This is a genomic window from Dolichospermum sp. LEGE 00240, assembly GCF_015207875.1.
In the GTDB taxonomy this organism is placed as follows: Bacteria; Cyanobacteriota; Cyanobacteriia; order Cyanobacteriales; family Nostocaceae; genus Dolichospermum; species Dolichospermum gracile.
The window spans coordinates 1-21,711 of record NZ_JADEVZ010000029.1 but is presented as its reverse complement, the minus strand read 5'-3'; the positions used below and the strand labels follow the sequence as shown (position 1 = coordinate 21,711).

General features: G+C 39.1%; 20 protein-coding genes and 1 tRNA gene. 12 read left to right on the top strand and 9 right to left on the bottom strand.

Annotated features, from left to right (window positions below):
• Positions 1-26 precede the first annotated feature (26 nt).
• Entirely contained in the window at positions 27-2,027 is a 2,001-nt protein-coding gene (locus IQ226_RS11740; protein ID WP_193895562.1) for a GspE/PulE family protein, read from the bottom strand.
• 533 nt (positions 2,028-2,560) lie between these two features.
• Here IQ226_RS11740 and grpE point away from each other — a divergent pair.
• The 5 genes from grpE to IQ226_RS11715 all read left to right on the top strand — a co-directional run bounded on the left by grpE (position 2,561) and on the right by IQ226_RS11715 (position 8,436).
• Complete coding sequence (grpE, locus tag IQ226_RS11735) at positions 2,561-3,235, top strand: nucleotide exchange factor GrpE (RefSeq protein WP_193895560.1); 675 nt, start codon at positions 2,561-2,563, stop codon at positions 3,233-3,235.
• 211 nt (positions 3,236-3,446) lie between these two features.
• A complete protein-coding gene (dnaK, locus tag IQ226_RS11730) occupies positions 3,447-5,405 on the top strand; it encodes a molecular chaperone DnaK (protein ID WP_193895557.1) in 1,959 nt (652 codons plus the stop codon).
• Between the two features lie 44 nt (positions 5,406-5,449).
• A complete protein-coding gene (locus tag IQ226_RS11725) occupies positions 5,450-5,884 on the top strand; it encodes a CAAD domain-containing protein (protein WP_370567124.1) in 435 nt (144 codons plus the stop codon).
• 303 nt (positions 5,885-6,187) lie between these two features.
• Positions 6,188-7,162: a glycosyltransferase family 2 protein gene (locus tag IQ226_RS11720; protein WP_193895553.1), complete on the top strand. Its 975-nt coding sequence runs from the start codon at positions 6,188-6,190 to the stop codon at positions 7,160-7,162.
• Positions 7,163-7,206: 44 nt separating this feature from the next.
• Positions 7,207-8,436, top strand: coding sequence for an MFS transporter (locus IQ226_RS11715; RefSeq protein ID WP_193895551.1), 1,230 nt, complete (start codon positions 7,207-7,209; stop codon positions 8,434-8,436).
• 92 nt (positions 8,437-8,528) lie between these two features.
• On the opposite strand, the gene IQ226_RS11710 is transcribed toward IQ226_RS11715, so the two are convergent.
• A tRNA-Arg gene (locus tag IQ226_RS11710) sits at positions 8,529-8,602 on the bottom strand.
• A gap of 37 nt (positions 8,603-8,639) precedes the next feature.
• Between IQ226_RS11710 and moaC the strand changes: the two genes are divergently transcribed.
• The 3 genes from moaC to IQ226_RS11695 all read left to right on the top strand — a co-directional run bounded on the left by moaC (position 8,640) and on the right by IQ226_RS11695 (position 10,076).
• Positions 8,640-9,134 (top strand): cyclic pyranopterin monophosphate synthase MoaC, encoded by a 495-nt coding sequence (gene moaC, locus IQ226_RS11705; RefSeq protein WP_193895549.1) that lies wholly within the window; start codon positions 8,640-8,642, stop codon positions 9,132-9,134.
• A 96-nt stretch (positions 9,135-9,230) separates the two neighbouring features.
• Positions 9,231-9,542, top strand: coding sequence for a DUF1778 domain-containing protein (locus IQ226_RS11700; protein ID WP_193895547.1), 312 nt, complete (start codon positions 9,231-9,233; stop codon positions 9,540-9,542).
• A 111-nt stretch (positions 9,543-9,653) separates the two neighbouring features.
• Positions 9,654-10,076: an N-acetyltransferase gene (locus IQ226_RS11695; protein ID WP_228039382.1), complete on the top strand. Its 423-nt coding sequence runs from the start codon at positions 9,654-9,656 to the stop codon at positions 10,074-10,076.
• Positions 10,077-10,082: 6 nt separating this feature from the next.
• Here the strand turns inward: IQ226_RS11695 and purU are convergent, their stop codons facing one another.
• The 7 genes from purU to IQ226_RS11660 all read right to left on the bottom strand — a co-directional run bounded on the left by purU (position 10,083) and on the right by IQ226_RS11660 (position 18,427).
• Positions 10,083-10,937, bottom strand: coding sequence for a formyltetrahydrofolate deformylase (purU, locus tag IQ226_RS11690; RefSeq protein WP_193895545.1), 855 nt, complete (start codon positions 10,935-10,937; stop codon positions 10,083-10,085).
• A 90-nt stretch (positions 10,938-11,027) separates the two neighbouring features.
• Positions 11,028-11,636 (bottom strand): DUF4340 domain-containing protein, encoded by a 609-nt coding sequence (locus tag IQ226_RS11685; RefSeq protein ID WP_193895543.1) that lies wholly within the window; start codon positions 11,634-11,636, stop codon positions 11,028-11,030.
• Positions 11,637-11,660: 24 nt separating this feature from the next.
• Positions 11,661-13,400, bottom strand: coding sequence for an aminodeoxychorismate synthase component I (gene pabB, locus IQ226_RS11680; RefSeq protein WP_193895541.1), 1,740 nt, complete (start codon positions 13,398-13,400; stop codon positions 11,661-11,663).
• Complete coding sequence (locus IQ226_RS11675) at positions 13,397-15,043, bottom strand: Gldg family protein (RefSeq protein ID WP_193895539.1); 1,647 nt, start codon at positions 15,041-15,043, stop codon at positions 13,397-13,399. The genes pabB and IQ226_RS11675 overlap by 4 nt, the downstream gene beginning before the upstream one ends.
• A gap of 110 nt (positions 15,044-15,153) precedes the next feature.
• On the bottom strand, positions 15,154-15,966 hold the full coding sequence (locus IQ226_RS11670; RefSeq protein WP_193895537.1) for an ABC transporter permease: 813 nt from the start codon (positions 15,964-15,966) through the stop codon (positions 15,154-15,156).
• On the bottom strand, positions 15,967-16,962 hold the full coding sequence (locus IQ226_RS11665) for an ABC transporter ATP-binding protein (protein ID WP_193895535.1): 996 nt from the start codon (positions 16,960-16,962) through the stop codon (positions 15,967-15,969).
• 223 nt (positions 16,963-17,185) lie between these two features.
• Positions 17,186-18,427 (bottom strand): VCBS repeat-containing protein, encoded by a 1,242-nt coding sequence (locus tag IQ226_RS11660; protein WP_193895533.1) that lies wholly within the window; start codon positions 18,425-18,427, stop codon positions 17,186-17,188.
• A gap of 375 nt (positions 18,428-18,802) precedes the next feature.
• Between IQ226_RS11660 and IQ226_RS11655 the strand changes: the two genes are divergently transcribed.
• The 4 genes from IQ226_RS11655 to IQ226_RS11640 form a co-directional block, all read left to right on the top strand.
• On the top strand, positions 18,803-20,110 hold the full coding sequence (locus IQ226_RS11655; RefSeq protein ID WP_193895531.1) for an aminopeptidase P N-terminal domain-containing protein: 1,308 nt from the start codon (positions 18,803-18,805) through the stop codon (positions 20,108-20,110).
• A gap of 47 nt (positions 20,111-20,157) precedes the next feature.
• A complete protein-coding gene (locus IQ226_RS11650) occupies positions 20,158-20,448 on the top strand; it encodes a nucleotidyltransferase family protein (protein WP_193895529.1) in 291 nt (96 codons plus the stop codon).
• Entirely contained in the window at positions 20,438-20,794 is a 357-nt protein-coding gene (locus IQ226_RS11645) for a DUF86 domain-containing protein (protein WP_193895527.1), read from the top strand. The genes IQ226_RS11650 and IQ226_RS11645 overlap by 11 nt, the downstream gene beginning before the upstream one ends.
• A gap of 25 nt (positions 20,795-20,819) precedes the next feature.
• On the top strand, positions 20,820-21,711 hold an 892-nt coding region (locus tag IQ226_RS11640; RefSeq protein ID WP_228039381.1), incomplete at its 3' end, for a hypothetical protein.

Here is a 21,711-nt window from a genome sequence, read left to right as displayed (position 1 = left end):
ACTCTCAATGCAAAATATGTGGTTGGTTAATCTGTAAATCGAGGTGTCATACAGTAAGGACAATCTAACCATTCTGGTTGTAATTCTCCTGTACAAATTCGACAGGTCAGACCACTTTTGCGTTTAGCCTTTAATTCGGCTTCTAAACCTGTGTCTGTAAATGTTACCCGTTCTACCTCTTCTAAGGTAGTTGCACCTTGACGAACTAGGTCTAAACTGTATGCCAGTAAGGTTTTCATACCCTCTTCAACAGCTACCTCTTTGATCCTTTCTGTAGGTGCTTCCTGATTAATGAGGGTTTGTAGTTCTTCAGTAATCCGCATCACTTCATAAACACCACAACGCCCTTTATAGCCAATGCCATTACATTTTGGACAAAGATTTTTATGGCTGGCTATTTCTTCTGGTGGGATAATATTGGCTTTATAGAAAGTCACCTGAGCCTCTTGGGAAGCGGATAGACCATAGCGAGCTAGTTCTTCAATGGTGGGAGTATAGGCAATCCGACATTCAGAACAGACACGACGAACGAGACGTTGAGCTAAAACACCAATCAGAGAACTGGAAACCATGAAAGGTTCAATACCCATTTCTCCTAAGCGAGCGATCGCTCCCGGCGCATCATTAGTGTGTAAAGTAGTTAATACCAAGTGACCGGTTAATGCCGCCTCAATTGCCGTTTTCGCAGTTTCCTTATCCCGTGTTTCCCCCACCAGCAACACATCTGGATCTTGACGCAAGAAAGCCCGCAATGCCGTCGAGAAATCCAACCCTTTTTCTCGAATTACCTGTACTTGAGTAATCCCCGGTAAACTATATTCAATCGGATCTTCTACCGTACTGATATTAATCCCCGGATCATTCTTTTCTGACAGCGCCGAATACAACGAAGTCGTTTTACCCGAACCAGTTGGTCCTGTCACCAAAATCAACCCGAATGGCTTACTAACCATATCCTGAACAATTTTTAAGGTTTCTGGGTCAGTAATTAACTTATCCAAACCCAATTGGGTAGAGGAGTTATCTAAAATCCGAAGAACAACCTTTTCTCCATAACGACTGGGTAGAGTATTTACCCGGAAATCCACCTTCCTCCCCGCAAATATCCGCCGGATACGTCCATCTTGAGGTAAACGTCTCTCCGCTATGTCCAGGTTAGAAATAATTTTAAATCGGGCTGTTACTGCCGGGATAATTTTTTTCGGCATATTTTCAAATGCCTCACGTAACACCCCATCCTTACGGAAACGAATCCGTAAATATTCTTCCTGGGGTTCAATGTGAATATCCGAAACACCCTCACTTAAAGCCTTCAACAAAATCCGATTCACAAGTTTAATAATAGGTGCATCATCAGCACCCTTGATTGCCTTATCTAAATCAACATCATCATCACTATTTTCCTCTATTTCCAGATTCTCTAAATTATCTAAATCCCCCTTCACATCATAATTTTTTTGTTGATCTAAGGTCTTTTGGCGGGCAGCTTGCTCATTTAGGTATTGATTAATAATGCTCCAGTAATCTTTATGGGTAATTACCCGCCGCTGAAAAGACAAACCTTTAGGACGCAAAATTCGGTTAAGATCATCAGAAGCGTCTAAATTATCTGGGTCAACCATCGCCACCAAAATATAAGGTGACGCTTGGTCATCATGTCTTGACAATGGCACTAGATAATGGCGACGGCATATCTCCACAGGAATGAGTTCTTGAATCAGCATCCCCACATTTGTTGTATCAATTTCGTTGATTTCAGTATCAAGCGACTCAATACCGTATAAAATTTTAAGTTCAAATAAGTGTTGTTTTTTGTATGCTGTTACCTGTTCAGGAGCTAATTTTCGGTTAGTAACTGACTCTAATACTTCTGTCAGCAGCTTGCCAGACTTGCGGCTCATAGCTAAAGCCTGTCTCATTTGTTCATTATTGATATATCCAGATGCTACTAGTTTATTAGCAAAAGGCGAAAACTCAGTTTTGATCGTTATCGCCGTACTGCGCCCTTGTGGTGATGAGTAAGTCATAAGCAGATAGGTTAGGGTAGGGGAATCTCTTCTTTAAGTATTCCCTCACGGTGGTACATACTTCTCATTGATACTGTATTAAATTCTAGCCAACAACCTTTTGATGTAAAAATTTTTATATTGAGAATTTATCGGAAAAATACCGAAAACCTTTGCAGGTGTGTCCGACTCCTACCGTGCGGTTTTGGGGTCTCCCCAAGCAGAGCAACAGCCGTTTAATTGTCAAGGTACAGTCTCTGCGGTTTAGGCGGCAATCGGGTTTTTAGACAGGTTGATTACCCTTCCTACATGGGTCATATTGTCGATAAAATGCTAAATTATGGCAAGAGAAAATAAATGACAGGGATGAAAATCCCACGAGTCGCTGATATCCCAGGGCTAAAGCCTCTGAGTTATTCTATAAACCAGGAATTGGGCGAATCAACTAAAGATATAGCAAGTAGTTGCTAAAGTTACCGAAAACGCCTAAGTCTACCGCAAACCATTCTTCTCAGCACTTCAGTGACTGAGTTTTCCACTTACCACATATTCTTATGAAAAGTGACTCCCCGTCCGAAATTAACCCCCAAGACTCTAGCAGCGAAGCTAATGAGCAAGTAGTAAACCAAATAAATGAACAGGGAGATAATATACTCACTGAGGAAAATGGTAATGCTACAACCAACCCCATTGAAGTAGATATCGCTGTCTTAGCGGATTTATCTCAACAGATTGAAACTCTCAAGGCTCAATTAGAAGACCGTAGTGTTCAATATATGCGAATTGCCGCAGATTTTGAGAATTACCGTAAACGAACTGCCAAAGAAAAAGAAGAAATTGACCTACAGGTAAAGCGCAACACGATTACAGAATTGCTACCTGTCGTTGATAATTTTGAAAGAGCGCGAGCGCACCTCAAACCCCAGGGCGATGGCGAAATGACCATTCATAAGAGCTATCAAGGGGTTTATAAACAATTGGTGGATTGTCTCAAACGTTTAGGTGTAGCACCCATGCGTCCTGAAGGTCAAGAATTTGACCCGAATTTGCATGAAGCTGTGATGCGAGAACCGACAGATGAACATCCAGAAGGAACAGTTTTAGAAGAGTTAGTTCGTGGCTATTATTTTGGCGATCGTGTACTCCGCCATGCTATGGTGAAAGTAGCTGCGCCCAAAGAAGATATATCTGTGGACTCAGAAGATTTGTCCAATCAAGATAACAGTTAGCCTAAAAAGTATAAGGCTGTTGATACTTGCTTAAAGTTTCACTGCCTTATGCTCATAGCATCCAGATGGAATCATCAATTATGAATGCCAATGTAATACTAAGTTTTTAAATAAAGTTTGCATCAAGTTTGCATAAATTCATTGCCTGTAGCTAAGACACAACCACTTGTGAGTAATTACGGTAGAGCATCTTACTAAAAATAATTCAAGTATGGGAAAAGTTATTGGGATTGACTTAGGGACTACAAATAGTTGTGTCGCTGTTTTGGAAGCTGGGCAACCAAAAGTAATTGCCAACTCCGAAGGTGGACGCACTACCCCTAGTATCGTAGCCTTTGGTAAAGCTAATGATCGCCTAGTCGGACAACTAGCCAAGCGACAAGCTGTAACCAATGCCGAAAACACAGTCTACAGTATCAAGAGATTTATCGGTCGTCGCTGGGAAGACACAGAATTAGAGCGTGGTCGTGTCCCTTATAATTGTATCAAAGGCAGGGATAACACCGTTGATGTCCAAATTCGCGCCCAAAACTACACACCCCAAGAAATATCCGCTATGGTCTTGAAAAAACTCAAGCAAGACGCGGAAAATTTCCTGGGTGACGAAGTCACAAAAGCCGTAATTACCGTACCAGCATATTTTACAGACGCTCAAAGACAAGCCACAAAAGATGCAGGTACTATTGCTGGGCTAGAAGTATTAAGAATTATCAACGAACCCACCGCGGCCGCCCTAGCCTTCGGTTTAGACAAACAAGATCAAGAACAATTAATCCTCGTATTTGACTTAGGCGGAGGCACATTTGACGTATCTATTCTCCAACTAGGAGATGGAGTTTTTGAAGTTAAAGCCACCTGTGGTAATAATCATCTCGGCGGAGACGACTTTGATAATGCCATTGTTTGCTGGATGGTGGAGCGATTCCTGGCAGAAGAGAACATAGACATTACCCAAGACAAAATGGCACTCCAACGCCTGCGAGAAGCAGCGGAAAAAGCCAAAGTCGAACTATCCAGCATGGTTGTTACCTCCATTAACCTGCCATTTATCACGGCTGATGCCACCGGACCCAAACATCTGGAAATGGAACTCAGCCGGTCCCAATTTGAAGAACTCACAAGGAGTTTAATCGAGGGGACTATCGCCCCAATGATGCAAGCCATCAAAGATGCAGAAGTCAAACTACAGAATATAGATAGGATTATTCTTGTCGGGGGTTCTACCCGCATTCCTGCCGTTCAAAACGCCCTGATTAAATTTTTCAATGGCAAAACCCCAGATCATTCCGTCAACCCTGATGAAGCCGTAGCCTTGGGTGCAGCTATCCAAGCCGGGGTATTGGGGGGGGAATTAGACACCCTGTTACTTTTAGATGTTACACCTTTATCTTTAGGGATTGAAACACTAGGAGAAGTATTCACCAAAATCATTGACCGGAATACCACCATACCCACCAGCAAAGCCCAAATATTTTCTACAGCCGTTGATGGTCAAAACTCTGTAGAAGTTCATGTCCTCCAAGGAGAACGTGCTATGGCTAAAGATAACAAAAGTCTGGGCAAATTTCTCCTCAGTGGTATTCCTCCTGCTCCTCGTGGTGTTCCCCAAATTGAAGTCGCTTTTGAAATTGATGTGAATGGCATCCTCAAAGTTGCTGCGCAAGATAAAGGTACAGGCAGAGAACAAAGCATCCGCATTACGAGTACAGGCGGGTTAAACAACAAAGAAATTGAGCAAATGCGGAAACAGGCTGAATTATTTGCCGAAGAAGATCAAAGACGTAAAGAACTGGTGGAACTCAAAAACCAAGCTAATAATCTCTTGTGTACCTATACTTCAACATTACGGGCTAATTCCAATCTACTCAGTAAGCCATTGATAGCTGTAGCTAATCAGAAAGTTGAACAACTGCAAGCCGCAATGAACAATTCCCGTCTGTCCCCAGGGAAGTTTAAAACCCTTTTAGAGGATTTCCAACAAACTATCTTTGCTATTGGTACAGATGTTTACAACCAGGCTAGTGAAGAGGATTCCACATCAGAAGATGCCACCCAAATAAATCTGACAGAAGAATATCATTCTTCCTTGACCAACATACAAATACCGCAATTCAATATTAATTTAAACGAGGAAAATAACTCACAAGCTGATTATGAGACGATAGAGTGAACTATGCACTTGTCGAAAAATGTTGCAATTCCTAAATGATAATTATGATGGAAACTCAAGCACAGCAAACAGCACAAGGAAATTCTTCTTCACCAGAAGATAGTGGATCTTTTTCAGATGCAGACAATCGCCGTTTACCAAAATTACTTGCTCCTAAGCAATCTGAATCTCAATGGCAGCAAATTATTAGACAAATTGTTGAATTTTTCAACCAACTGCCAGATTATTTAGGCAGTATTTTTAACAACAATAAACAGGGTTTAATCACTTTAGCCTTAATTTTATCAGCTTTTGTCACAGTTAAGGTAGCGATCGCATTACTAGATGCTGTTAATGATTTCCCGTTGCTACAACCGATTTTCGAGTTGATTGGCTTGTTTTATTCTATCTGGTTTACTTTCCGTTATCTTATCAAATATGAGACTCGGCAAGAATTAGCTCAGAAATTTAACGCCTTCAAACAAAAATCTTTATCCTAAAGATTTTTGGTATTGCTGAATTGAACCTGAGTTCGACATAAGATAATTTGTGGAAAACTCGCCATGAGTCTCAAACCCTGATGATCTCGTTGAAAAAATCATAACTCCGTTCGCGTAGCGTCTCCGAAGGAGAAACTCCTAACACCGAACTCAGGTGAATTGAGGTATGAAAATCAATTACCCATTACCAGCCTCAACAAGACAACTAGCAACTTGAGTTAATACACGCTATAAAGTGAATATTTTTGTATTTGCATTTCCTCAACCATGTAAAATTAACCATCAGTTATCAACTATCTAGCAATGACCAATGACCAATCACCAATTTTAGATGTATCTGTAGTTGTCCCCATTAAAGATGAGGTCGAAAGTTTACCTTTATTACTAGAAGCTATTGCTGCGACTCTCACCGCTAGTAAATTGAATTATGAAATTATTTGTGTAGATGATGGTTCTAGTGATGGTACAGCAGAATTTCTCAAAGCACAAGCCCAAAGGCGCACTGATTTAAAAGCGGTGATTTTGCGACGTAACTATGGGCAAACTGCGGCCATGTCTGCGGGTTTTAATTATGCTACAGCTAAAGTAATTGTGACTTTAGACGCTGATTTGCAAAATGACCCCGCTGATATGCCGATGTTATTGGCAAAGTTAGATGAAGGTTATGATTTAGTTAGTGGTTGGCGGCAAAATCGCCAAGATGGGGCGGTCAATCGCCTACTTCCTTCTAAAATTGCCAATTGGTTAATTCGTGGGGCTACAAGCGTCTATATTCATGATTATGGTTGTTCTTTAAAAGCCTATCGGGCGGAATTGGTGGCAGACATGAATCTGTATGGAGAACTACACCGCTTTCTACCTGCATTGGCATATATCGAAGGGGCGAGAATTACAGAAGTACCTGTGCGTCATCATGCGCGGCGGTTTGGACAAAGTAAGTATGGGATATCACGGACTTTTCGGGTATTGATGGATTTATTAACTATTCTATTTATGAAGAAGTTTCTCACCCGTCCTATGCACGTTTTTGGGCTGTTAGGCTTAATTTCCATGGTTTCTGGTGGGGTGATAGGCGTATATTTAACTGTCGTCAAATTGGCTTTTCATGTAGATATTGGTAATCGTCCTTTGTTGATTTTGGCAGTGTTGCTGTTAGTAACAGGAGTGCAGCTATTTTGCTTCGGTCTTTTGGCAGAATTACTGATGCGGACTTATCATGAATCTCAAGGACGACCCATCTATCGGGTGCGAGAAGTTGTGGCAAAAAATGTTAAGTAACGTAACAATAGAGAAATAATACTTTTAGCATTATTGCATCTGCCGTGAAAGCCTTTGATACTTTTGACGCTAATCTGCGAAAAAACCTGCTCATGTTATTTGCAGCGGGTCTGTTTTTCTGGTCAGGTTTGGCTTCATTATTGCCTACCTTACCCTTATATATTGAACATATTGGTGCAAGCAAACAAGAAATTGGCATTGTCATGGGTAGCTTTGCCATGGGGATGTTGCTATGTCGCCCGTCAATGGGTGCTTTAGCAGATACTCGGGGTCGTAAAATAGTATTATTGATTGGAATGTCCGCAGCAGCGATCGCTCCTTTGGGATATTTATGTGTAAAATCAATTATTCCCCTCATGGTAATTCGTGCCTTTCATGGCATTAGTATCGCCGCTTTTGCCACAGCTTACATTGCCCTAGTCAGCGATTTAGCACCAGAACACCGCCGAGGTGAAGTCGTTGGTTACATGAGTTTGGTGAGTCCTTTAGGTGTGGGAATAGGTCCGGCTATCGGGGGATTTTTACAAGCAAGTGCTGGTTATACCCCATTATTTCTCTCATCTGCGGCTTTATGTTCCTTGGGTTTATTATGTATCATCCCGATTATTAATCCACCAATTGTCACCAAACCAACTAACAGTAAAAATGATAACTTTTGGCAAATATTAACTAGTCCTCGGGTGCGGATTCCCGCTATCGTCTTACTCCTGAGTGGTTTGACTTTAGGTAGTTTGCATACTTTCATCTCCCTATTTATCAAATCAACCGGAGTTGATTTAAATCCAGGTTTATTTTTTACTGCGGCGGCTGTCTCCAGTTTTAGTTGTAGATTATTTACTGGTAAAGCTTCTGATAGATATGGAAGGGGTTTATTTGTCACCATGAGTTTGATAGCTTATACATTCTCTGTCATCTGCATTTGGCAAGCAACTAACTCCTTCATGTTTTTATTGGCAGCATTGATGGAAGGTGCTGCTTCTGGTACACTTATTCCCATGATTTCTGTATTGATGACAGATAGGGCGTTACCCCACGAACGCGGGAGAATATTTGGTGCTTCCTTAATGGGATTTGATATCGGTTTAGCGATCGCTGGTCCAATTTTTGGTACATTTGCCGAAACACTAGGTTATCGAAATATGTTTGGTTTGACCACAGGTTTAACCATTATCGCCATGATCATCTTCTTTACCCAGTCTAGCCGCAATATTCCTCAATCTCTGCGTTTTGCCCTTGGTCGTACAGAAGATATCTATGCCGTCAAGCAATCGTAGGGGCGCAGTCCCTGCGCCCATTCATATATACCCGCACTGATCGAAAATGCACAAACTCCAAAAAAGGAACTTGTGCATCTAAAATCAGATAGTGGGCGAGGAGGGATTCGAACCCCCGACACCGTGGTTCGTAGCCACGTGCTCTAGTCCACTGAGCTACACACCCTTGACTCACGAATTTCATAGTAGCACACACTTTCCCAATGACGCAAGCTAATTTTTCAAATTCTTTTTCGCTAACCCATTTGGATGCCCAAGGACAAGCCCGAATGGTTGATGTATCCAGCAAAATAGCCACTATTCGCCAAGCAGTAGCCACTGGTAAGGTACGAATGTTACCTGAGACATTCGCCGCTATTCAAGCCGGAAACACTCCCAAAAGCGACGTTTTAGCAACTGCTAGGTTAGCGGGAATCATGGCTGCTAAACAGACAGCGAATTTAATTCCTCTCTGTCACCCCTTACCGTTGCAAAAAATTACCGTTGAGATTATCCCCGATGCCCAACTACCCGGTTATCAAATTGATGCCACTGTCAAAACTAAAGCAGAAACAGGTGTGGAAATGGAAGCTTTAACAGCGGTATCTATTGCCGCTTTAACTTTATATGATATGGCTAAAGCGTTAGAAAAAACGATTCAAATTGAGGCGATTCATTTAGTCAGTAAGACAGGTGGCAAGTCTGGAGACTGGGGATAGTTGACATTTGTTGAATAAATCAGTACACTATTATTTGTTAGGAGTTTTGCCGTACATTAAAGATTTACACATCACATTTATTGTGTAGAAAGTATCATGACTCACTCAGTGGCTAGAAACAGCCCAGAAAAATCCTTGCGTTCCAAATCAGAACGATTAGAAGCCCGTATCAGTCCAGAAAATAAGGAATTGTTTCAACGTGCGGCAGATATTCAAGGGCGAACACTTACAGATTTTGTAGTTAGCAGTCTTGTCAGTGCTGCAAACCAGATTATTCAGGAAAATGAAATCATGGTTTTAAGCAGAAAAGACCAAGAAGTTTTTGTAGAAGCACTGCTTAATCCACCGAAACCCAGTGAAAAGTTACAGCTTGCGGCTCAACGCTATAAAAAGAATATGGGTGTATAAGTGCAGTAAACAGATAATTTTGATGCTTTTGAGAATTATTTAATAGAGCCGCTAGGCAAAAAGCATAACCGGGCGGCTTTTTGTTGTGGTGTTGATCAATTAGATGATTATTTGCAAAAAAAAGCTGGGCAAGATGCACGTAATTACATAGCAGCCCCATTTCTTTTAGTAGAAAAAAGTTCTGGTTTCGTAGCAGGTTATTACACACTATCATCAACAAGTATTCAGATCGGAGAATTGCCGATAGAAATTACTAAAAAACTACCAAAATATCCTCAACTTCCCGCTACCCTTTTAGGTAGATTAGCAGTTGATAAAAATCATCGTCAAAAAGGTTTAGGGGAAATGTTGTTAATGGATGCCCTATATCGTAGTTTACAAAATGAAATTGCGACAATTGCGGTAGTTGTTGATGCTAAAGATGATAAAGCCCGTTCTTTTTATGAGCATTATCAATTTATTTGCTTTCCTGATTATTCTCATAGGCTTTTTTTGATGATGGAAACGATAGCTAAGATGATCAATTCAGATTAAATAAATTTACTCAAAAACTACAGTTCTATTTCCATAAACTAAAACGCGATTTTGTAAATGCAATCTTACCGCCCTAGCTAACACAATTCTTTCTAAATCTTTACCTTTTCTAATTAAATCATTCACCTCATCTCGATGACTTACCCGCACCACATCCTGTTCAATAATCGGTCCTGCATCTAAGTCGGCCGTAGCGTAATGGGCTGTTGCACCAATAATTTTTACACCTCTTTCAAAGGCGCGATGATAGGGATTAGCCCCAATAAATGCAGGTAAAAATGAATGATGAATATTAATGATTTGCGGGAATTTTTCAATGAAATCTGCACTAACTATTTGCATATATTTGGCTAAAACTACTAAATCAATTTTGTATTCATGCAGTAATTTTAGTTGTTTAGCTTCCTGTTCTTGTTTATTGTCCTTAGTAATAGGTAAGTAATGGTAACCAATACCGAATTGTTCAACTATCGGTTGTAAGTCTGGATGATTACTCATAATTAAAGGAATCTCCCCATGAAATTCTTTAGCGCGATGTCTCCAAATTAAATCAAATAAACAATGATCTTGACGACTTACCCAAATAGCAATGCGGGGAAGAGTATCAGAAAAGTGTAATTCCCATTTTGCATTTAAGGGTTGGGCAATTGCATTAAAAGCAGGATTAATTACATCCTTGGGTAAATTAAATCCTTTTAATTGCCACTCTATGCGAGTCAGAAATAGTCCAGCTTCAAAATCTGTATGTTGATCTGCATGAATAATATTACCACCATTAGCATAGATAAAATTGGCAAATTTTGCTACTAATCCCCGTTGATCTGGACAAGAAATTAATAACGTTGCTGTTTGTTTTGTCATTGGAGTAAATAAAGTAGTTATTGATTTTTAATTAGTCCGCGCAGGCGGACTTTGTTTGTATAGCCACGACTTCCAGTCGCCAGGGCTTAATTATTTATTTGGAGGAGTTGGGAAAGGAAGACTAGGTAATGGCTGTACATCAGTCTTTTCCTCTGGTTGTTTCCATTCAGATATATCTCGATTAACTGCATTCACAAAATCTTTAGACACTAACAATAAATTCATATTTTTGTTACCATCAGCTTGAGCATATAAAAATTGATTATTAAAATCACCTTTACCTAAAATCAATTGATGGCTTTGTTTATTTTTTAGTTTAACATCAATGGTCGCTACAGGTTTATCTAAACCAAATTCTGATAATTCAGTGGGTAAAACTGATACTGTTATTTCACTTTTGCCCTTAACTAATAAATCCATTAAATAAGAAACAATTGCATCATTTGCCAGTGCTGAGATAGGCGATTTGATTTCCCATTGAGGCTTTTCAGTTGTATTTCTTTTCTCTATTTGTAATCTTGTTTCCTTAAAATTAATTGTTAAAGATTGCACATCATCAGCATTAAAAGCGAAAATTTTCTGTTTTGGGGTTTTTATTTCTGTTTGCTGATTTTTACCTTTGATTTCATGAAAGTAGACAAAACTACCTAATCCCAAGGCTAAAAGTATTAAAATTAAAGTCGTTTTTGGTAATTTCATGTTGAATATTACTAAATTATCTAATTAGTTAGAAATTAAAACCGCTTCTCGCCATTTTTGCACTGAGTTAATTATATAAATGCGATTGATATATTGTAACTGTTCCACTGCAATAATTTCTTCTCTGATTTTTCCTTTTTCAAGTAAATCAGCGCGAAAAGTACCTGCTAACAAACCGCATTTTACCGAAGGTGTCAATAATTCTCCATTCAACTCTACCACAATATTACCAATACAAGTTTCTGTGATTTCACCTCTTTCATTCCACAACAAAACATCGTCGCAATCAGGAAAAGCAGCTTTTGCTGTTTCATAAACTTGGCGATTAGTCGTTTTATGATACAAAAATGGATTATTAGAGTCAATGGGTGTGCAACACATACTTAGTTTAACAAATTCCTGATTATTCACAGGAGATAAAGGTATAGTTTGATATGTAATCTCACCATAATAATCTAATAACAACCGCACTTTATAAGCTTGACTTAAAAATGTTTTTGTTAATTCATCAAGTTGTTTTCTTAAACTATTGATATCAACTTTAAAATTAAAGTAAATTGCTGAGGAATGCAACCGTTGTAAATGATAATCTAAAACAAAATAACCATGATTAGGTTGCCATAATATCGTTTCTAAAAGTGAAAAATCTGCTTGATTCAACGTGAGAACTTGGGCTTTAATTTGACATTCTTGATATTCATCACTACTTACAGAATCCCAAACAATTCCTCCTCCGACTCCATACTCAGCTTGACTATTTTCCTGATCAATTAATACAGTCCGAATAGCCACATTAAATTGCGCTTGACGGTGGGGACTAATAAATCCAATACATCCAGTATAGATGCGGCGCGGTGTATTTTCCAACTTCTGAATAATTTGCATAGTCCGGGCTTTAGGTGCGCCAGTAATAGACGCGCAGGGAAACAACGCCCTCATAATTTCACTTAGGGAAGCTGTAGTTTTGGCTGTGACTGTGGATGTCATTTGCCAAACTGTGGGATATTTTTCAACATTGAATAAATGGGGAACTTTGACAGTATTAATATTAGCTATTCTTCCCATATCATTGCGAATCATATCCACAATCATCACATTTTCGGCGCGGTTTTTTTCAGAAAAATGTAGTTGATTAGCAATATCCTGGTCTGTCGCTAATGTTAAACCTCTAGCTGCTGTTCCTTTCATGGGACGAGAGGTTAAATTATTACCGTCAAGATCAAAAAATAGTTCTGGGGAAGCGGAACAAATAGCAAAGTTATCAATGTCAACATAAGCCCCATAGTCGGCGTTTTGTGCTTGTACTAATTTGAGAAATAATTCCCAACTATCGCCATTAAAGGGTGCATTTAGTCGTAAGGTATAATTAACTTGATATGTTTCCCCCAAAGCAATATATTCTTTGATTTTACTAATGGCCTGATGATATTCGGCTTCACTAACTGAAGGTTTCCAATTGAGTTGATATTCTGTCGGTAAGGTCGGTTTTGGTAATTCAATAATTTCTGGTTTTTTATATAATCCAAACCAAAGTAGGGGAAATGAACCAGAACAATGGGTTTCTAGGATGGAATCAAAAGCGGTGGAAGCTTCATAACTAATGAAACCCGCTGCATACATTTGATGTTTGGCGATTAAATCATTTACAAGTTGCAATTTAGGCACAACTTGATCAATACTATCAGCTTTGATAATTTCATCGGGATTTTGAAAACAAAGCCAATGTTTTAATTTAGCATCATGAATTACTAATTTATTTTTCATCGGCGTTTCCACCAAATCACAAAACCTGTAATTAATCCCATTAAAGGCAATACAAACACAGCAACTATTGTTAACCAATTAGCTTGAAGGATTGAGATAACAATGCGGCGATTTTTTGGTTCTTTAGGACGAATTGAGAGAAGTTGTTGGTCTTGTTGACTTAGCCAACTAACTGAGTTTAAAAATACATCTCCATTTAATTGTTGTTCAAATAAACCATCAACGGCAAAATTTGAGTTTCCAAATACTACTAATCTGGATTCTTTAGCAGTAGGTTGAGAACTTGTGGGAGTTGGTGTTGGTGAACTTGTGGAGGCTGGTGTTGGTGAACTTGTGGAGGCTGGTGTTGGTGAACTTGTAGGAGTTGGTGTTGGTGAACTTGTGGGAATTGCATTTGATAACTTTCTAGTTAGTGCTACTCCTAAAGTTAAAGGTCCTTTTAAATCTTGACCTTCATTAAACTCTAATTTTTCACTTTTTTGATCACTTTCTGCCCAACTGTTGGGATAGGGTTTAGTTTTCAATAAAGTCATAGACTCGATACCCGAAACAGGATCAATTTCCAAAGGACGAGTTAAGGGATATACAGAAATATTTTTAGCAAAATCTTGAGTAATAGGATGTTGTCCATATTCTGTCACCAGAATAGCAGCGGGTCCTAGTTGTAAATTTGCGCCAGAAGTGTCAATAGCCAAACGATTATCTAAGCGTACACCCCAATCTTTTAAAATAGTGTCTATTTTCGGGTTAGTATTGGGATCAATCATCAATAATAAGTTACCACCACGATTAAGATAATTTTGTAAAGCTGTAACTTCCCCTATCAATAATTCTTTTTTAGGTCCAGCGACAACGATAACAGCAGCATCATCAGGAATTTGTGGCTGTTCTGCTAAATTCAAAGCTGATGTAGTAAAGTTTTTATCGGTTAATGCTTTAATTGCTTGGGAAATTGCCCCTTTACTAGCTGTAAGTGGATGTTCACCATGACCTTGAAGAAAATAAACTTTAGCAGTTGTGGAACTGGTGATTTGTTGTAAGCGATTAGTTAGTTTTATTTCTGATAAACGTTCATTTTCATTAATTGTCTGGACTAATTGCCGTTTGTTTTGAAATTCTAGATAAACTTCGCCATAATCTTTGACACCAAATTTCTCGGCTATTCCTGGCTTTAATTGAGGGTCAAGATACTCAAATTTAAATTTATTACTTTGACGCTGATAGTTATCTAATAATTCTCGATCTTGGAGATTTTGTTCTTTACTAAATAACCAAACTTTCATGGTTTCGGGTAAGTTACTGACTAATTCTCTTGATTGAGGGGATAGGGTAAATAATTGACTATCTGTTAAATCTAGGCGCAGGTGATAGCGAATACCTAAAAAGTTAATTAATCCTAAGATAACTAATACTGATAAGGTGGCGACAAGGGCGTTAGTACCAGATTGGGTGGAACGTTTTTGCCACCATTTACTTTGTTGGCTTTGGATGATTATCCAGAGGCTACAAATTACTAAACCTAATATTGTTAATACTAAGGGAATTATTCCCCATTTTTCTGATATTAAACCAATGGTTAAGCCGGCAGCTAAAAAGAATGGTCCTAGCCAAAATACAAGTTTCCAAAGTTTATTTTTATTCATTAGGGAATAGGGAATAGGGAATAGGGAATAGGGAATAGGGAATAGGGAATAGGGAATAGGGAATAGGGAATAGAGTAAACATACAATACAAGGGCGGGGAAACCCCGCACCTACTGACGTTGAAACCGGAGTGCATCAATTGATTGGGCGGTGAGAAAAATACCTAAGACAATGTAACTGGCAAATAAAATCAAGCCGCTAGTATCAAAAATGCCTTGAATCAGGGTGTTATAATGTTTGAGAAGGGATAAATGACTCACGGCTTCACCCATTTGTCCTGGTATGGCTTTGGCAATTAAATCCATAAATAATAGCAAAATGACGAGGGCAAAGGTGAGGACAGCCGATAGGATTGTGCTGTCTGTTAAAGAGGAAATAAACATTCCTAAAGATAAAATCGCTGCTGCTAGTAAGAGTAATCCTAAATGACCAAGTAAGGGAATTATGGGTGATATGGGTGGATTGGAACTAGATAAAGCGATCGCCTCCAATCCCATTAAGGGTAGAATCATAGTTAAGAAAAATGTCAATACCCCTAATAATTTACCCACAGCTACAGCCCAGTTGGTAATTGGTGATGTGGCTAGTAGTTCTAAAGTTCCCCGTTTCCGTTCTTCGGCATAAAGTCCCATTGAGAGAATCGGTAATACAAATAACATTAACCACCCCATTCTATCTAAAAATGCCCGCACAAATTCGTAGGGAACATCTATTGTTGGGGCGGGGACTCCCATTTGTTGTCCTTGTAAATCATAAGCAGAAACCGTGACTAAAATTCCTTCTGGTCCTAACAAAATCATCACGAAAAATAACCCGGCTAAAAACCAAAATGCACTAGCTACTCCATAGGCTAATGGCGAAACAAAATAACTTTGTAGTTCTCGACGATAAATGGCAATAATGTTGGCGATAACTATACCCATTTATGCAGCTTCTCCTTCTTCAATTTCTGGGGTTATTTCCATTGGTAAATTCTTTTCTGCTGTAGTTAATTCTAAGAAAACATCTTCTAGTGTGGCATTGATTCGTCGCATTTCATATAAATCAAACCCAGCCCGAATTAAAGCAGCAGTAATTTCTTTTCCTGGTTCTGTTCCTGGCTGCAATATTACCCGGAGGCAAGTATGATCATCTGACGATTGCTGATGGTTAGGCATTAATTCTACTGAACTGACATCAGCGATATTTTCCAGCATTTGTCTAGCTAAGGCTGCATCTCCACCGATTTCTAACTCATATCCCACCCCACCTGTTAACTGTGTCATCAAATTTTCTGGGGTATTCGTTGCGACTATTTGCCCCCGATTAATAATGGCAACTCGACTACAGGTCATGCTCACTTCTGGGAGAATATGGGTAGACAAAATGATAGTGTGTGTTCCGGCTAAACTTTTAATTAGGTTTCGCACTTCGATGATTTGCCGAGGATCAAGACCAATGGTAGGTTCATCAAGAATAATAGCTGGTGGATCATGAACGATCGCCTGGGCAATTCCCACTCTTTGCCGATAACCTTTAGAAAGTTTCCGAATAATAACTTTGCGCTTATCTTCTAAGTTACAACGGTTAATAGCTGCTGTTACCTTTGTGGGGCGATCGCCTGAAGAAACTCCCTTAATCCGAGCGACAAAGTGTAAAAAACCCTCCACAGTCATCTCTGGATATAATGGGGGCGTTTCTGGTAAGTAACCAATTCGCTGTCGCACCAATAGAGAATGATCATGAACATCATAACCCGCAATCTTGGCTGTCCCACTTGTAGCCGGTAAATAACCAGCTAAAATTCGCATAGTTGTGGTTTTACCAGCCCCATTCGGTCCCAAGAAACCTAAAATTTCCCCTGGTTCAACACTAAAGGTAACATCAGTAATTGCTGTTGTTGAACCATAAATTTTACTCAAATGCTCAACTTCAATCATTTGTCAAATTACTAATCATGAGAATACCCACACAATCTTAGCGAAAGAATGGGTAATTAGCTTTAACAGCCACAAAAAAGCGATTCCTATGTCGCCGCCTTCCGTAAAATCAAAAGAGCGATGATCAATAAGATCCCCGACTTCTGAGAGAAGTCGGGGATCTTACTTGTAAAATCAAAAGAGCGATCGCCTAATATAAATTGATCATAGATCAATTACCAAATCAACCTGTATACCATTCTGGAGTCAGCTTCTCTGTATCAGCAACAGGAGTTTCAGTCGCTAGAGTTCCATCCATAGTCCAGATTTTATCTGCGGACGTTTGTTGATCTCTCCAGTAGATATCCGTCTTACCATCACCGTTGAAATCACCTAAAGATGCTGTCAAACCAGGAGTATTGCTAGGTAGGAAAGCTTCAGCACTTACCGCTGTACCATCCATCAACCAAGCAGTATTTGCCCCACTAGTCGCATTGTGCCAGAAGATGTCAGTTTTACCATCGCCATTGAAATCGCCAATTCTCGCACTCCAATCTGTACCCAATGTGCTGACAACACCTTCAGTCACAAAAACGCCATTCATTGTCCAAATCTTATTCTCGCCTGTAGCGGTATTGCGCCACAGAACGTCAGTCTTGAAGTCGCCGTTAAAATCACCAAGAGTAGAAGTCCAAGAAGCATCTTGAGATTGGAGATCATACTTAGTGGCTTGGCTACCATCCATAAACCAAGCGGTATTTGCACCTGTGGTGGAATTGCGCCAGAAGATGTCACTCTTACCATTACCATCAAAATCAACAATGGTAGCAGTCAATCCTGGTGCTGTAGTTTCTAGAACATTTGCACTAACTACGGTTGTTCCATCCATTTGCCAAATAGCATTTTCACCAGTAGTAGTATTATTCCAGAAAATATCAGTTTTGCGATCGCCATTGAAATCGCCAATATTCGCACTCCAACCTGGATCAACTCGATCTAAAGTCAAGTAACTGGAAACTTTTGCGCCATCCATTAGCACAATCACATTATCACCAGTTGTCTTATTGCGTAATAAGAAATCAGTCTTATTATCGCTATTAAAATCAGCAGTTTTATATTCCCAGGTATTTAAGTCATATTTACCCAAGGAAGCCTGTTCTAAAACTTGAGTTCCGTTCATCAAGCGAACTAAAATTTCACCAGTTTGAGCATTTACCCAAAGTTTATCTGTTTTCCCATCACCATTAAAATCAGGAACAATTGCTGCACTGGTTAAATAAGGATTAGGATTGGGGTTAGCACTGCCTCCAATTGGCAATGTAGGTAATGGATTTGTTGGAACTAATGGATCGGCTAATGCAGAAACAGAAGAACTTCTAACGCTAAAAGATGAAGTATTTAAATCTTCAAGAGGTGATGCTTGCTCGATTTTATTTTGAGCTTGTAAACCGTAATTTCTTGTATCTAAAGATAATTGATCAGCCATGACTTGTTTTTATGAGTTATTAACATCTATTTTTAATTTGATTTATATGAAGATTCTGTAAATGACAAACATTTGCTTAATTATTTTGATTTAATGTCATTATTTATAGACATTTTAATAATGTTCATCAACACTAACTTTTAATTTTTAAAGTAATATCTAAACAATCAAAAAATATTTTATATTCTGTTTATCAATGTCATCATTTAAAAATGAAATCCTGTTTTCTTGACAATCTCATCCCTAAAAGTCCGCATGGATTGTCAAGGAAATTAAAAATTGGTTAAAATAACTAAAATTAACAATTTTCCTGACAACATTTATCAGTAGTCTATAATTGTTAAAGCCAAAAACAACACTATCAATAAATCAACTATGCAAACAGAATATCGGCAACGTCGTGAGCAGTTAATGGCGAAAATAGGCAGTGGTACAGCGATTTTTAGAAGTGCGCCGACCGCAGTAATGCACAACGATGTCGAGTATATTTATCGTCAAGATAGTGATTTCTTTTACTTAACTGGCTTTAACGAAGCCCAAGCAGTCGCAGTATTAGCACCACATCATCCAGAACATCGGTTTATCTTATTTGTCCAACCCAAAGACCGAGAAAAGGAAGTTTGGAGTGGTTATCGTTGTGGAATAGACGCAGCTAAGGAATTTTATGGTGCAGATGTAGCTTACCCCATTGCGGAGTTAGATGAAAAGTTACCCCAATATTTAGAAAAAGCCAATTGTATCTATTATCATTTAGGACGCGATCGCCATTTTAACGACAAAATTCTCCAACATTATCAAAGTTTACTGCGAACCTACCCCAAACGCGGTACAGGTCCCACATCCATTGCTGATCCTGGTACTGTCCTCAACAATATGCGGTTATACAAGAGCAAAACAGAATTAGATTTAATGCGTCAAGCCGTAGAAATTGCCGTAGAAGCCCATAATCATGCTTTAAAAACCACCGCACCCGGACGTTATGAATATGAAATCCAAGCCGAAATAGAACATATTTTCCGGTTACGGGGTGGTATGGGTCCAGCTTATCCTTCCATAGTCGCATCGGGGACAAATGCTTGCGTACTGCATTACATCGAAAACAACTGTCAAATGCAAGCAAATGACCTACTCTTGATTGATGCTGGTTGCGCTTATGGTTATTACAACTCTGACATTACCCGGACATTTCCCGTTAGTGGTAAGTTCACACCAGAACAAAAAGCATTATATGAAATCGTATTAGCAGCACAAAAACAAGCCATAGCAGAAGTAAAGCCGGGAAATTCCTTCCATGCACCTCATAATGCAGCCGTGCGGATATTAACAGAAGGATTAGTCGAACTAGGTTTACTCACAGGAGAAATTGATAAATTAATCGCCGAGGAAAAATATAAACCCTTTTATATGCACCGCACCAGCCATTGGTTAGGCTTAGATGTCCATGATGTCGGCGTTTATCAACATGGAGAAAACCCCCAAACCTTACAACCTGGCCAAGTGCTAACCATAGAACCAGGACTTTATATAGTACCGGATACCAAACCCGCCGAAGACCAACCGGAAATTGACCCCCGTTGGGTAGGAATTGGGATTCGCATTGAAGATGATGTATTAGTTACCGCAGATGGAAATGAGGTTTTAACAGCCGGAGTTCCCAAGGAAGTAAAGGATTTAGAAAGATAGTAGGAGACTTGCAAATAAAATGGAGAAATAAGGAGAAATACCAAATTATGAACCGTGAAGAAGTGTTACAAATTCTCAGAACACATCAACAAGAATTAAAAGACTTAGGAGTAAGATCCCTTGAATTATTTGGTTCTGTTGCTCGTAATGAAGCTCATTCTGATAGTGATGTAGATTTATTAGCAGAATTATCCGAATCAATGAGTTTATTTCAGTTTATTGAAGCTAAACTCTATATTCAAGATTTATTAAAATGTCCGGTAGATATGGGAACAAAAGATACTTTACGTGAACATTTGCGCCAACCAATTTTAGAGGATATTGTCTATGTCTTCTAGAAATTGGCTGGTTCGTATTCAGGATATTCTTGACTCCACCCGTACAATTAGGGACTGTGCAGCAGGACTGAGTTTTGAAACATTTTGCGAAAATAAGGTTATCGTCAAAGCCGTACTTTATGACTACATGATTATTGGTGAAGCCTCTAAACATATTCCTGAAGATATAAAGAAACGTTACCCGGAAATTCCTTGGCGATTAATGGGTGATATGCGAAATGTTGTTACCCATGAATATTTTCAAGTTAGGCTCAAATTGATATGGCGAGGAATTAATAATGATATTCCTGTACTAATTCAACAATTACAAAGTTTACTCGAAAAAGAATCTCAATCATCAGAATAAATAACCACAAAAAAGAAGTTTATCCATGAGTATTCTCGGCGCTATAGTCGGTGGTATTGCTAAATTAGCTGGGACTATCGCTCCCACATTAATGGCATTAAATAAAACCCGTATCATTACTACCCAAACACAATCTTTAGCACTTGCTCAAAAACGCGATAATGACGCTCAAAATTTGGCAATTAAACGCATGGAATTTGATGCCAAAATGGAAATGATGCGGCAAAGTGTCAGAGCTAAAGAACATCAAGGAGATAAGGAATTTAGCCTTACTCTTAAAGCTATGGAAGTAAAAACTTTGCTCACACAAGAAAAAATGCGGCAAGCATTCCAAGTATTAGAAGCAGAAAAACAACGAGAATTTACCCAAGCAATTGAAAAATTCAAAGCAGAAGTACAAATTGCCATCCAAACTGATAATATTGCCTTTCAAAAATGGAAAACTGAAACAGATCAACAATTTGCCATTGAAATCCGCTATCTTGACGCGCAAATTACCCGACAACGAGATAAACAAAATCGTGATGATGCTAGAAGAGATCGCAATAGTCCCTTTTTTGGCATTGCTGATGACACTCTGGAAATAGTCCACAACCGCCCAGAAATGCCCCTAACAGTCTTCTTTTCCCCTCCGGTATTGCGTTACGACCCTTTACCAAATAGTACCGATCAGAGTCAATTTCCCATGATGGAATCTACCCTTTCTGGTGCATTACGAGAACTATTTAAACAATATACCCTCAACCAACGGCCAGTAAAATTTATGGCGGGAGAATGGGTAACAAAAAACGTAACCGTTCAGGGGGGTAGAAGAGCGATCGTTAAAAAATTACCTCCAAAATGTGATAAATTAAGTGACATGGAACTAAATCGCGTCAATCACTTAGAACAGATACCTCCAGAAGATTGGGGTAAGA